The organism is Rickettsia endosymbiont of Gonocerus acuteangulatus, assembly GCF_964026435.1.
GTDB lineage: Bacteria > Pseudomonadota > Alphaproteobacteria > Rickettsiales > Rickettsiaceae > Rickettsia.
Genome location: NZ_OZ032147.1, coordinates 72,070 through 86,084, shown reverse-complemented (window position 1 = coordinate 86,084; position 14,015 = coordinate 72,070). Strand labels below are relative to the sequence as shown.

The window sequence follows — 14,015 nt, the reverse complement described above, 5'->3', positions numbered from 1 at the left end:
TAGAGTCCTATGTCATTCCTGCGGAAGCAGGAATCTAGGCAAAAATTACAAATACGGCAAATCCTTTAGGATTAAAAGCTCGATTCATCTCGCTTTATGCCGGATTCCCGCCTATGCTGGAATGACATCAGCACTAAATCTTACTTCCTACTTTATAATATTTAAAGCCAATGCTCTTCATTTTATCAGCTTTTAAGATATTCCGTAGATCAATCATTATAGGTGATTTTACCAAGTTGTAAATTTTCTGCCAATCAAGTTCTTGAAATTCACTCCACTCGGTGGTAATAACTATAGCATCAGCAGAATCACAAGCTTTGATTACGGAATCTAGATATAACAAATTTTCATTTTGAAAAGTTTTTTGAGAATTTTCAAGACCCATGGGATCGAATGCCTTAACGTACGCCCCTTTATCTAATAAATTTTTAATGATCTCAATTGCAGGACTTGCTCTAACATCGTCGGTACCTGCTTTGTAGGTTAAGCCTAAAACTGCTATATTCTTACCTTTTAAATCTTCATCTAATAAAGTAGCTATCTTATCTACCATCAGGCTCGGACGCTCTTTATTACTTCTAATCACTGCTTCAAGAATTTTAGAATCTATGTGATTATTCTTAATGATACTATTTAATGCCAAGATATCTTTTGGAAAACATGAGCCTCCAAATCCAGGTCCAGCATTTAGAAAGGCTGTTCCAATTCTTTTATCAAGCCCTATCCCTTTAGATAAATTTTTAATCTCAGCCCCAATTTTCTCGCATAAATTGGCCATCTCATTAATAAAAGCAATTTTAGTAGCTAAAAAACTATTTGAGCCATATTTAATAAGCTCTGCTGTAACTAAATCAGTTACTACTAATTCTGCTCCATTATCCGTTAAAGGCATATAAATCTTTCGTAATATATCCTCTGATTCTTTATTATTTACACCAATCACGATACGATCAGGATATAAAAAATCTTCTACAGCATTCCCTTCACGTAAAAATTCCGGATTTGATGCAACATTAAATGAGAAGCCTTTTTCTTTTAAATAATTAATGATATTATTACAACTATTTGGTGGTACAGTTGATTTGATAACTATTAAACAATCTTTGTTTATATGTAGAGAAATTTTATCTATTGCCTCATAAACATAACTTAAATCGGCTTCGCCTGATTCTTTAGAGGGTGTACCGACTGTTATAAATACTGCTTCGGTATTTTTAAGTTCATCATTATAAAAGCTAGCAAACTTTAACCTTTCATGTTCCAAAGCTTGCATAAAATATTTATCAAGTTTAGCTTCATAAATTGGTAATATTTTCTTATTTAACTTAGAGATTTTGGCTTCATCATTATCAAGACAAGTGACATTATGACCTAGATAGTTCATCATAACACCTGAAACTAATCCCACATAGCCGCTACCAATAAATGTAATATTCATAATTTTTGATGATTTTTTCTAGATTATACTTTATATTTAACAAATATTACAAGTCTAAAACTTGCGTAATCTTTTAATCGATTTATAAACTCGAATGAATTTTCTCAAAAAAGCTTTTATTAGTATTTTTACAACTTTTGCTGCATTGTTTCTAGTTGCATATTTAATTTTTTATAGTGCAAATCATGGACATATGAATAAACCTTTTAAAAGAGTAATTGAATTTTATTTAAGTAAGAATGATATCAAAGCTGTAATAGATGACTTAAATTTTAAAGAAAATCACTTAATAATTAATAAAATTTCTCTATATCTTATAGATAATGCTGAAGGGGAAATTAATGACCTTGATATTACTTTAAATTTCAAAAATCTATTTTCTAATTCATTAATAGAAGCATATTTTAATGTAGCTCAATTTTCGGTAATATCAAATAATAAGGAAGAAATTATAAATACTCAAATAAATGGTGATTACTCCTTAAATATATTCCAAAGAAATATTTTAACTAACATACACCTAACTTCAATAAAAAGTGATATTTTAACAGATGAAAAAGGGGCAGGGCTGCCGCTTGGAAAAGCTATATGTGTTTATAAAACTAGCAATACAAAAAATAACCCTAAAATAGCTGATTGTAATCTGAATTTTGGGAACAAAGCTTCTTTATCTTTAAACAGTAAAGTAACCGATAAAAACATAGATGCCAATGCCAATATAGTAAATATTCCTCTGATAATTTACCAAACAGTAGAAAAAATTATTCCTAACAATCCTGTGATATCCTATTTGCGAGAGCATATAAAACAAGGTCACATTCAAAATGGCGAATTAAGCATTAAACTAGATAGAAAATTTTTAAAAGAAAATATTTTAGAAGATGATAATTTAAAAGCAAATTTGCATATATCAAATTTTGAATATAAATATTATAAAGATTTACCTGCTTTAACTAAAGTTGATACTAATGTAGTTATGTCAGGGGCAGAGGTAAAATTCCTAATTAACGAGGCTTATAGCGGTAACAGCGTTCTATCTAATGGTATTATGACTTTTAAATGGGAAGGACCTATTAAGTCACAATTTGTTTTTAACGCTACTGCTAAAGGTGAAATTAGTGATTTAGTTGATTTTATCCGAAAGGACGCATATCAAAATATTAAAAATGAAGATATTGATTTGAAAGGAATTAAAGGAAATGCCAATTCAATAATAGAGATAATAATTCCTATCAATTCTGAAATCGATAATAGCTATAATATTACCTCAACATTAACTGATATAAATTTTAATACTTTAAGTAATAATATATTGTTACAACAAGGTGAGGCAAAAGGTGTTTTTAGAGATAACCAATTAAATATTACTGGTAAGGGTAAAATCAATAACTATGTAAGTAATTTTACTTACGACCACGATATGGTAGATGAAAACAATAATTGTCTGCTTAAAATAAAAAGTAATATTACAGCAAATAATAAAAGTTTTGGCATATTAAAATTAATGTCAGGTAGTGCTGTTCTAGATTTTGAATATAAAAAGCAAAATAATAATACAACTATTGATCTTAATTCTAACCTTGATAATTTAGAGTTTTATATAGATAAAGTAGCTATCCACAAACAGTTGCGTAAAAAAGCTAATTTAAATATCCATACTAAATTAAGTGATAAGGGCTCAGATAAGAATATCGAATTTAATCTGTCAGGAGATGATAGTTTAAAAATTAGTGGTAATATCTTAGCTAAGAAAGATATTTATAATATATCTCTGTCTTCTATTAATCATAAAAATACAAGATTAAGAGGAAAAATAACCATAGATAGTCATAATCTAAATACTGAAATTTATGGAAGTGTACTAGATCTTTCAAACTCTAATATGATGGAGTTTTTACAAAAAGATAGCGATTCCACACGTAATGTAGTGTTAAAAACTAACATATATAAAATTTTATTAAAAGATAATGTAATTTTAGATAACTTTGATTTAGCAATTAAATGTGATAAAGTACGCTGTTTTTCTGGTTCTCTAAATAGTAATATTTCCAATAATGAAAAAGTGAGAATGTCTCTTACTGCACAAGAAAGCTATGAACAATGGTTAATTGAGTCAGATAATGCTGGAGCATTACTTAAAGGACTTGGGATGTATAGTTCTATGCAAGACGGTTATGCTAAAATTAACCTGAATACTAGAAGATACAAAGTTAAAAAAGGCGATATAATACCAATATTAGATGGTAAATTCTATATAACACGTTTTGCCTTAACCGATACTCCTTTTTTAACAAGATTAGTTTCTTTCGTTTCAATGCCTGGTCTTCTTAGCTCGATAACCAATAATAAGAATATTTCATTTGAAGATATGAACGGTAAATTTAGTTATCAAGGAAATGTAATTACATTATCCAGTGCAGAAGCACACGGACCATTTTTTGACTTTACTATGAAAGGTAATATTGATACCAACCAAAAATTAATTCAAATTAAAGGTAACGTTATCCCATCATTTTTCTTCATTAGTAGTATTGTAACTAAAATACCAGTAGTGGGTAAGATATTTTCTAAAGTTGCACCTTATTCTTTAAAAATACAATATAAATAATATGTTTTTGATAAAGAAAATAAGTATAGATAAAATATATTTACTTGGGATTTTGCTCTTAGGTCTGATTTCCGGTTTCACGTTTAATTTAATTTTTTTTACCGTTCCGTACCAATTATCCGAAGCAAGATATACAACCGATATAATAGGTTTAATATCGCTTGCTGCTTTTCCTTATTGTTTAAAGGTTGTATGGTCTCCCTTTATTGATAAATATTCTATCCCTTTTTTATGTTCTAAATTTGGAGCAAGACGTGGCTGGGTGATAGCATCACAGCTATGCCTAATTTTAGCGATGACCGGATTTTTAAGCTTTAGCCCTTGTGATAATATATATATTACAGCCACTATATTATTTATTATCTCTTTTTGTGCGGCTACTCAGGATATTGTACTTGACGCATACCGCATTGAGAGACCTAATTCACAAAAAGAACTTTCTTTAGTGTTTACTTTCGGCAGTATAGGATTCCGGCTTGGGATGTTACTCGGTAGCGTCGGTGCTTTATATATATCGGTTATTTTTGATTGGAGTACTGTTTATAAATTGGCTATTTGCATTACTCTTCTTGGACCTATAATTGTTTTATGCATTAAAGAACCAAAACAAAAACAACAATCTCATAGAACAAAAGATTTAATAAATCTGAAACAATATTTTGAAGTTATTAAAAGCAGCATTATATCCTTGAAAAACGAACAACGGCATTTATTGTTAATCATGCTATTTGTTTTTTTATATAAAGCCGCTGATTCTATACCTATGGCTATGAGTTCACCTTTGTTATTAGATTTAAGTTTTACTACTCATGAAATAGCTTTTATTTACAAAGCTTACGGATTGCTTATCATGATAGTAGGAGGAGCGTTAGGCGGAATTTTATCAACAAAAATCGGTATATTACGCAGTGTTTTAACCGGCGGCATTATTCAATTACTTTCACCTCTTATGTTCATGATCCTTGCTATTGTCGGATATAACGTAAAAATATTTATAATAACTATTACTACGCAAAATTTTTGCATTGGTTTTGCTGGAACTATTATCTCTATATATTTTGCAAATCTCTGTAATAGTGAATTTGTTGCTACCCAATATTCTATTATAGCATCTTTTAGCTCGGTTAGTCGTATTGTTTTAGCTGCTCTTGGTGGCATTTGTGCAAAATATCTTTCTTGGTCTTTATTCTTTTTTTGTAATACGTTATTTAGTATGTTATTTATACTGGTCTTCTTTAAAGTATATGATAAAAAAATATAAGTGTTATTACATGGATCGAAAAATGTCTTCAGTGTCATCCCGTGGCTTGGGAACTAGATCCAGAATAAAGCGAGATAAAATCGAGCTTTTAGCTCTAAAAATTTACTATATTTATGTTTATTTTACTGGATTCCGTCGACAAGCCACGGGATGACATCGAAAACAAAATTAATTATATTGGAAAGAAAAAGAATGAATAATAAAAAATCTAACCAAGCTGAAAAAAGTATATTAAGAGGCATACAAGAGGCTGTTCTATATTCTAAAGGAAAATTAAAAGGCATAAAAGCAAAAAAACATAACATCTCATTACCTGATGTTGATGTAATTTATAAAAAAAAATAGAAACAGAAGTTTTTATTTATGAAATTATATTCTTTTCAAGAACATTTATCAGAGGTTAAAGTAAGGTTATCCAGAATATTTATTATTTTTATAATTGCATTTGCTATTTGCTATTATTTTAGTGATAATATTTATAGTTTCTTATTGGAGCCACTTGCTAAACTAAGTAAAGATAATTTACGAAATATAATTTATACCGGACTTACCGAGGCATTCTTTACTTATATTAAGCTTGCAGCTTTTGCAGCTTTCGCTATTATTATACCAGTAATTGCTTTAGAATGTTACTTATTCATTAGTCCTGGATTATACTATCATGAGAAAAAAATTATTGCGTTTATTCTTTTTATATCGCCTATTTTATTCTGGTGTGGTAGTATTTTCGTTTTTTATTTCGTAATGCCAAAAGCTTGGAATTTTTTTCTTAGTTTTGAAAAGCGTGATTTAATAGTACCGATAGTTTTAGAAGCTAGGATTAGTGAATATTTAAATCTAGTTATTCATCTAATTATAGCTTTTGGTGTTGCCTTTCAACTTCCAGTTGTTATAATAATATTAAATATATTAAAAATAATTACAATAGAAACGCTTAAGCAAAAAAGACGCTTTGCGATAGTTATTAACTTTATTATTGCAGGAATATTAACTCCTCCAGATATATTAAGCCAGTTTGCTCTTGCAATACCGCTGCTTTTATTATATGAAATTTCAATAATAATATGTAATTATATAGAAAAAACCGAGGTCATAAATGCTAAATATTAAATGGATTAGAGAAAATCAAGAATTATTCGATGAAAAGCTTAGACAGAGATTTATTGAACCTATGGCAAAAAGAATCGAAGAGCTTGATGGTAAAAAAAGAAAAATCACTAATCTAATTCAAGAATTTCAGCACGCACGTAAAGTAAAGTCAAAAATTTTAGGTAACATGAACCCTAAAAGCGGAGAGGAATTTGAGGGATTACAAAGAGATGTCAAGGACATCAATGAAAAACTAGAAGAACTTGAACAAGATTTAAACAATAATAATAAGCTAAATGAGCTATTAAATACTCTTCCTAATATTCCCGATGAAGAAGTGCCATATGGTATTGATGAAAGTATGAATAAATTAATTCGTACTCATGGAGAAGTAGACCTTAATGTTCTAAATAAAAAACAGCATTTTGAACTAGGTGTAAAACTAGACCTAATGGATTTTGAGCAAACGGCAAAAATTTCAGGTGCTAGATTCGTAACATTAAAAGGTGATTTAGCAAAATTAGAGCGTGCTTTAGCCAATTTTATGCTTGATATTCATACTGGAGAGTTCGGTTTTCTTGAAGTGTCGCCTCCAGTGCTAGTTCGAGATAATGCTATGTATAATTCGGGTCAGTTACCTAAATTTGCCGATGAATCTTTTGCAACTACAAACGGTTATAGGCTAATTCCAACTGCAGAAGTATCGTTAGTAAATATGGTTGCCGATACTATTATTCCTCGTGAAAAATTACCTATGAGACTTGTTGCTTATACACCATGCTTTAGATCAGAAGCAGGTAGCAACGGCAGAGATACTAGAGGTATGATTAGATTGCATCAATTTGGTAAAGTAGAGCTTGTATCTATTACAACACCTGAAGAGTCAAAAAATGAGCATGAATATATGACTAATGCTTCAGAAACTATCTTACAAAAACTGGAATTACCTTATCGCACTATGCTACTTTGTACTGGTGATATGGGATTTGCATCACAAAAAACTTATGATATAGAAGTGTGGCTTCCTGGACAAAAACAATATCGTGAAATTGCTAGCTGTTCTAATTGTGGTGATTTTCAAGCACGTAGAATGAAAGCACGATATAAGGAATTTGGTAGTCATGATACTACTTTAGTTCATACCTTAAATGCTTCTGGCTTACCAATTGGTAGAACTATGGTTGCAATTTTAGAAAATTATCAAAATGAAGACGGTTCAATAACCGTACCGGATGTTCTGGTAAATTACATGGGAGGGTTACAAAAAATCACTGTATATAAAGAATAATCATTTATTAAACGTAAATAATTAGGTAAAGTTTTGTAATAATGTTTATTACATGATAAAGTTTTGCAGTAAGTGTTTGCGATTATAGCTTGGTGTTATACTGTGACTGGATCATCATTACATGGCTCGTTTTTCCCGTCATTGCGAGCGACTAAGAGGAGCGTGGCAATCTCATGAAACAGCATATGGTTTCTGAGATTGTGCTTAGTCGAAACTTTCAGTTTCTTCTCGCAATGACGGCTCTCAACCCATGCAACAAAGCCTTCAAGGGATGACAACAAATTAATTTAAATTAAGGTTATTTGTGTTTAGTGGTTTACGAAAGTTTGATAAGGATATATACAATTATAATGCTCCGAATTTTATACCTATAGCATGTCACTATAATGAGCATACTTTGCTTACCAAGGATGGTAAGTTACTACAAATTATTAAAGTTTATGGTATCAGTTCAGAAAAAATTAGCGATAACATACAAAATTTACGTGAAATAATTAGAGCTTCTGTAAAAAAGCATACAAATAGTTATGATTTTGCTTTTTGGATGCATACAATAAGAGAAAGACAAAATTTAGACGATCCTACTCCTTATAAAAAATTATTACCTGCTAACATCCATGCATTATGGCAGAGAAAAAATCACTGGAATGATAAATTTGTTAATACTTTATATATTTCCATAGTACATGATTCTGCCAAGATTAAAATTAAAAATTTTGGCTCCTTGATAAATTCTTTATCAACTAAATTAATCGTAGACTTTGAAAATAAATATTTAGAGTCTGCTGTTCAGAAGCTAGAAAGTCTTGCTAATAATATTTTGAATGACTTAAATGAATTTGATGCAGAAAAGCTTGGTATAACATTTGAAAATGAAAACACATTTTCTGCACCTTTATTTTTATATAACCGAATAGCTAATATTAACGATAGCGATTGTTTAGTACCTATAATAGATTTATCAAGTGCAATAGGTAGAAGTACTTATACGATTAGTGGCGATAAAATGATAGTCACGAATCAGGAACAAAATAAAAAATTTATTTCCTTATTATCTATCAAAGAATATCAAGAATCTCCTTCTGAAGCTCTTGATAAGTTTTTGCAGCTGCCGCTTGAATTAATAATAACCGAGATATTTTACTTTATTGATAAAAAAGTAGTGATTGCTGCTTTAAAGGGACAGGATTATATTTTAAAAATTACTAATGATAATAACTTAATTGAGCATAAAGGGATTAATAAACTTAATGATAATAAATCTTCTTTTGAGTTTTGTAATCAACAAATTTCAATTGCTATTATAGAAGAAGATGAAGATAAACTTACTGCTTCTGTTGCAAAAGCTGCAAGAGAGCTTTTTAAACTTGGTATTGTTCATGTAAAAGAAGACCTTAATATAGAACAAACATTTTGGGCACAATTACCGGCTAATTTTGCTTTCATACGAAGAATGTCGCCTTTATTGTCAGATCATATAGCATCTCTTGCTGCTTTGCACAACTCACCTTTAGGTAGCCAATATACTTCTTGGGGACGAGCATTAACACTACTTAGAACAGAAAGAGGTACTCCTTATTTTATGAATTTTCATGATAAAACTGGTAGGGGTAATACTTGTATTTTTGGTACAGAAAAAACTGGTAAAACAGTATTATTGAACTTTCTAATTTCAGAATCAACTAAGTATGATCCAACAATAATTTATATCTCTAATAGCAATGATTCTAAGATTTTTATCGAAGCATTAGAGGGTACATGGTTAGAGGTTGATAAACAAATTATCAATCCATTTTTAGTAGATGATACAGAAAAATCGCAAGCTTTCATTTTAGAATTTTTAAAAATGTTAAGTGGTCATTATATTTCACCGCTTAATGAAGTAGAGCTAACTTTTTTAGAGAAACTCAGAAGTAAAATTTTATCAATTGATAAGGAAAAGCGAATTTTTTCTGACATCTTAAAATGGGAAGATTTTAAAGAAGAGTGTGGTAGTACAATATTAGATAAATTAAAAGGTTTCACTGAGGGACAATTATATAGCGGTTTATTTGATCAATCAGTTTTTAATATTAATGAAAGCAATATTGTCGGTCTTAATTTATATAAGCTTTCAGATGAGCCTTTTGCTAAGCAATTCTATCCAAGTGAAAGAAAATATTTAGAACAATTTAATAATAACTTAAAAAAACACCAAAATGTTTGTGCTAGTGTAGTTTATGCACTTACTTACCATTTAAGCTTAGTAGGTACTAAACCTAAAATATTTGCTGCAGATAGTTTTGATAAACTCTATAAACCTGAAATTTATAGTGATAATATAAACTTAATTTTTAATAATTTATATGAAAGTAATGGGGTCTTTGTAGGTAATTTTAATTTTATTTATCTTAAAGCATATCCAAAATACACTTTAAAAGCATGGCTTGAGTTAATTAATACTAAAATTATTTTACCGTCTGATGTGAAAATCGAAGATCTAGACGAGATTTTAGGTTTAACAGACTCAGAAATACGTAAGTTATCACAATTAATACTTACTAGTAGAATGTTTTTAATTAATAAAGATAACGAATCTATAGCTTTAGAATTAAGTATAGCAGCATTAACTGGGGTCGTGCGTATTTTATCAAGTAAAAAGGAAGAAATGGCTATCTATAAAGAAGTGCTAGAAAAATACCAAGGACCACCAGATAATTGGATTAATTATCTATATGATGCATTAAACGTAGACTAGTCTACCTTTGATATTTCAAGATTTGGTAAGCCAAATTTCGGGATTCGCCTGTGCTCACGTAGTTATCTACGCTCCCGCAGGCTCACCACTTATTTGACTTCCAAATCATAAAATATCTGCGGTATATGACTACTATGTAACAATATATAACAACTATTTTATAACAATTACTCAAAGTGTTGAAAAAATATTTATTATTTTTTTTGTTTCTATTTTGCTCAATTAATACACATGCCAGTATTTGGGGTGATATAGGTGGTTGTATTACTGATCCTTGTAATTGTGGGCAAAGTGTAAGAACAGAAACTTGGAATAAAGGTCCAAATGAAATAACAAATACATTTAAAACAGGTGCAAATTGTCCTCCTTGGAATAAAAGTGATGGTCGTGATACTGATAATTGTTTATTACAATTCGGTTATCCTGGTAGATTTACACCTTTTGTATTAAATAGATGTGCTCAAGAGTCGCCAGACAGTAGTTATTTTACTCCTAAAATAACTATTAGAATTCAAAGCTGTAATGCTGCTGCTTGTTGGTCTCAGAACGCTAATTTAAACTGGAATGGACAATGCGTATTATGGCCAACCGGTTATGGTTTACCGCTAACTAGAGTTTGTGCCAGAATTGCAGTGCCTGCAATGCCACCTCCTCCTGGAATAAATTCTGATCCTTCCCCTGCTGATCCTGGATATACTGCAGGATTTCATCTTAATAAAGTTGGTTTTACCGATAGTGATGATACTATAGTTGGGGTAGACGGACAAATACTTACTATTTCTTCTCCTAAGCTTTGTGCATATAGTGATCCAGGGCTTGTAAACCTTGTATCAGATTCAGGGGCACATACTGATGCTTTGGATTGGAATCCTAATAGTCAACCACTACATAAAACTACTAAATTGAGTCCAATTGCCCAAGTATTAAAATTTTTAGTTACTACACTCGGCGGGGCAAATATACCGAGTTTACTTTCTAAACTTCTTGGTATGATAAGCCAAGATTCAGAAATAATAAAAGTACTTCAAACTCAACTTAATGCCATAGGTGACCTATTTAATTTTTTTCCTAATGCTGTAATAATACCAATTATTGAAGCTTTTGGTTCTTTAAATGGTTCTGTAGATGATTATTCTTTTGGTTGTGTACAATTACCTTTAGGTCCTTATCCACCACCATTTTGTAAAAGTTTAAACGAGCTAAGTGTTCCTGCAGTCATTAATAATATATGTAGTGTTAAAAATCCTGATGGGACTTTTAATCAATCTTCAGCTGTCTTACCTTGTGTAGTGTCAAATGTTAGAAATAATATTATTAATAATACAGTGCGTGTTAGCTTTAATAATCTTATACCTATTTGTACCGGTACCAATCCTGATCTTAATACTTGTGTACAAATAAATGGGGCATTTACTTCAGCAAGTAGTGCTCACGTAGCCACTGCTTATACAGATTTTATTAAACCTTGCGGTAGCTCTTCAAGTGGTGCTCCTTGCATTAATACAAATATAAAATTACCTTGCAATGTTACTGCTAATGGTTGTAATCAAGGTTTTAGAATAGTATATTCGCAGGTTATGGGTAGCCTTGAAACTCCTAGTGATTATTTTATAAGCGATATACCTGATTGTGGTACTGCAGAAGCAAATAACTCAACTTCTTGTCAAAAAATATGGGGAGCTAATATAGGTCAATTTGTTGATGTAAGCGTAAAATTTCCTGTAGTGCAAAATCAAAATTCAAGTAGTTTAATGCCAATACAGCAAAACTTTACTTTAAATGATAATAATGATAACCCAAGAAGTCTGTATGCTTCTATTAGTAATACTAAAACAGATATACAAGATCCAGCAGATATCTGTGTATTTGAATCGAGTAGTTTAGCAGGATGTGTGCCTAGAGTAAGTGATTCATATAGTTTAGCTACTTATGAATGTGAAAAACAATATTCGGGAATTACTTGCCCAAGTAATAGCTATTATACTCCACAATTCGTTGCTTCTATGCAAGTAATAGATGATAAGGGTAATATTATAGATCAAACTAGCACACTTGTAACCCCATTATCATATGCTGCTGATCCTAATTCTACTGCTACAGAAAGTGTAGTAACGCTTGCTGGTTATAATTATAGCTCCTCTGTTGCATTTATCCCTAAAGATCCGCCAAAATATCCGGATGATAAATATATTGCTATGCCATTTTCAGGTCCTAATGCATTAAACCAGATAACAATTCACGGCGTATATAAAGATAATATACCGCCTTATGACAATAATGGTAATCCAAACTCAAATGCAGTCTATTTAAAATATTTGGAATATATAAATGGTAAATATGTACAAGGTGGAACGCATACCTGCTTAATGCCTAAGAATTTCCAGCATTGTAGTCCTGTACCACCACCACCATCAACAACACCTGGTAATCCTAATAATAATCAACAAATAAATTGTGTGCTTGCTAAATTAGATCAACCAAATACTGTAGATTGTAGCGTATTTAAAAGTAAAGTTGCTAGTTATGCAAATCTTAGTTTATGTGAAAGCACAAGCGGTTGTTCTCAAGTAGAAACTTTATCAGGTGCAGGGAAAGGTATCACTATTTATAGCTGTGCTAACAATAGTAATTGTTATGTTAATAATGATAACCCTAATACTCCTGTGTGTGTCTTAACTACAGACTATTTAAATAGGATAAGTCCTGCATCTAATTTAGGTTCTATATTAGATGCTACTCAATATTACAAAGTTACATTTGACTCTAATAGTAACCCAACATATGATGTTAAGGTTTCAGATGTAAGAGATAAAACTTGGCGAGAATTAAATCTATGTTCGCCTATTTTAGCTCCTGTTTGTTCTGCAATTACTTCTCCACAATCTATTCACGGCAATGCATTATGGCCAGAAACAGATATAGGAGAGTTAGCACAAGGTACATGTCCTCCTAATTGGGTAGAAATAGACCCAAGCAAACCATTACAGCGTTATTGTTTATCAAATTTTGATAATAAAACTATCGAGTTTGAACCTTTAGGACAAAATGTTGGGTGTAGAGAATCAAAAGGACTGCCTATAGAAATTATTGAAAATAATTTTCCTACGGAATTAGTAAATACTCCTTATGATCCTACTACAAAAATCGGTGATTTTATTTTAAATATTGTACCATTACAACCTGATCCTAGCCTTGGAGTAGACGCATTCCCTCGTGATCCTAGAACTTTTATAGATGTATCAAATGAACCAGATGGTAGTAAATTATTTACTATAACATTTAAAGTAACTTTAGATGCTATTATGGCTGATATCGATTATTTTAAAATTCTAGATTTATGGTATGATGATTGTACACTTGTATATGTTAACGGCACAAAAATTCTCAGTGCACCTATAGCTTCTCAAGATTCTTTGGATCAAAAAGCTTATTGTAACAACGGTAATGATCAAGGTATGGCGTTACAAGCTAAAAATTTACCTCTTGATATCAAGCCTTATTTAAAACAAGGAGAAAATACTATAAAATTCCAGCTAAGAGTTATGAATGGTGGAGGATTATATTATCATATGCAATATAAAATGCTGAGATAAG

Annotated in this window: 8 protein-coding genes and 1 pseudogene; 7 read left to right on the top strand and 2 right to left on the bottom strand. The window is 30.6% G+C overall.

Annotated features, from left to right (window positions below):
- Nucleotides 1-133: 133 nt before the first annotated feature.
- Nucleotides 134-1,438 (bottom strand): UDP-glucose/GDP-mannose dehydrogenase family protein, encoded by a 1,305-nt coding sequence (locus AAGD55_RS00540; protein ID WP_341791735.1) that lies wholly within the window; start codon nucleotides 1,436-1,438, stop codon nucleotides 134-136.
- 94 nt (nucleotides 1,439-1,532) lie between these two features.
- Between AAGD55_RS00540 and AAGD55_RS00535 the strand changes: the two genes are divergently transcribed.
- The 6 genes from AAGD55_RS00535 to AAGD55_RS00510 all read left to right on the top strand — a co-directional run bounded on the left by AAGD55_RS00535 (nucleotide 1,533) and on the right by AAGD55_RS00510 (nucleotide 10,421).
- A complete protein-coding gene (locus tag AAGD55_RS00535) occupies nucleotides 1,533-4,046 on the top strand; it encodes an AsmA-like C-terminal region-containing protein (RefSeq protein WP_341791734.1) in 2,514 nt (837 codons plus the stop codon).
- Nucleotide 4,047: 1 nt separating this feature from the next.
- Entirely contained in the window at nucleotides 4,048-5,307 is a 1,260-nt protein-coding gene (locus AAGD55_RS00530; protein WP_341791733.1) for an AmpG family muropeptide MFS transporter, read from the top strand.
- A 192-nt stretch (nucleotides 5,308-5,499) separates the two neighbouring features.
- Nucleotides 5,500-5,652, top strand: coding sequence for a hypothetical protein (locus tag AAGD55_RS00525; protein WP_341791732.1), 153 nt, complete (start codon nucleotides 5,500-5,502; stop codon nucleotides 5,650-5,652).
- A gap of 18 nt (nucleotides 5,653-5,670) precedes the next feature.
- Nucleotides 5,671-6,417, top strand: coding sequence for a twin-arginine translocase subunit TatC (gene tatC, locus AAGD55_RS00520; RefSeq protein WP_341791731.1), 747 nt, complete (start codon nucleotides 5,671-5,673; stop codon nucleotides 6,415-6,417).
- Nucleotides 6,404-7,684: a serine--tRNA ligase gene (gene serS / locus AAGD55_RS00515; RefSeq protein ID WP_341791730.1), complete on the top strand. Its 1,281-nt coding sequence runs from the start codon at nucleotides 6,404-6,406 to the stop codon at nucleotides 7,682-7,684. Before tatC ends, serS begins: the two co-directional genes overlap by 14 nt.
- A 304-nt stretch (nucleotides 7,685-7,988) precedes the next feature.
- Complete coding sequence (locus tag AAGD55_RS00510) at nucleotides 7,989-10,421, top strand: VirB4 family type IV secretion/conjugal transfer ATPase (protein ID WP_341791729.1); 2,433 nt, start codon at nucleotides 7,989-7,991, stop codon at nucleotides 10,419-10,421.
- Between the two features lie 2 nt (nucleotides 10,422-10,423).
- Here the strand turns inward: AAGD55_RS00510 and AAGD55_RS00505 are convergent.
- Nucleotides 10,424-10,550 (bottom strand): annotated as a pseudogene (locus AAGD55_RS00505) (palindromic element RPE5 domain-containing protein); the annotation flags it as partial.
- A gap of 47 nt (nucleotides 10,551-10,597) precedes the next feature.
- On the opposite strand from AAGD55_RS00505, the gene AAGD55_RS00500 reads away from it, so the two are divergent.
- Nucleotides 10,598-14,014: a hypothetical protein gene (locus AAGD55_RS00500; RefSeq protein WP_341791728.1), complete on the top strand. Its 3,417-nt coding sequence runs from the start codon at nucleotides 10,598-10,600 to the stop codon at nucleotides 14,012-14,014.
- The last annotated feature ends 1 nt before the right edge of the window (nucleotide 14,015 follow it).

Excerpts from the sequence above, each read along its gene's own strand:
- tatC (WP_341791731.1), top strand. The coding sequence starts at position 5,671 with ATGAAATTATATTCTTTTCAAGAACATTTATCAGAGGTTAAAGTAAGG.
- serS (WP_341791730.1), top strand. The coding sequence starts at position 6,404 with ATGCTAAATATTAAATGGATTAGAGAAAATCAAGAATTATTCGATGAA.
- AAGD55_RS00535 (WP_341791734.1), top strand. The coding sequence starts at position 1,533 with ATGAATTTTCTCAAAAAAGCTTTTATTAGTATTTTTACAACTTTTGCT.
- AAGD55_RS00530 (WP_341791733.1), top strand. The coding sequence starts at position 4,048 with ATGTTTTTGATAAAGAAAATAAGTATAGATAAAATATATTTACTTGGG.
- AAGD55_RS00525 (WP_341791732.1), top strand. The coding sequence starts at position 5,500 with ATGAATAATAAAAAATCTAACCAAGCTGAAAAAAGTATATTAAGAGGC.
- AAGD55_RS00540 (WP_341791735.1), bottom strand. The coding sequence starts at position 1,438 with ATGAATATTACATTTATTGGTAGCGGCTATGTGGGATTAGTTTCAGGT.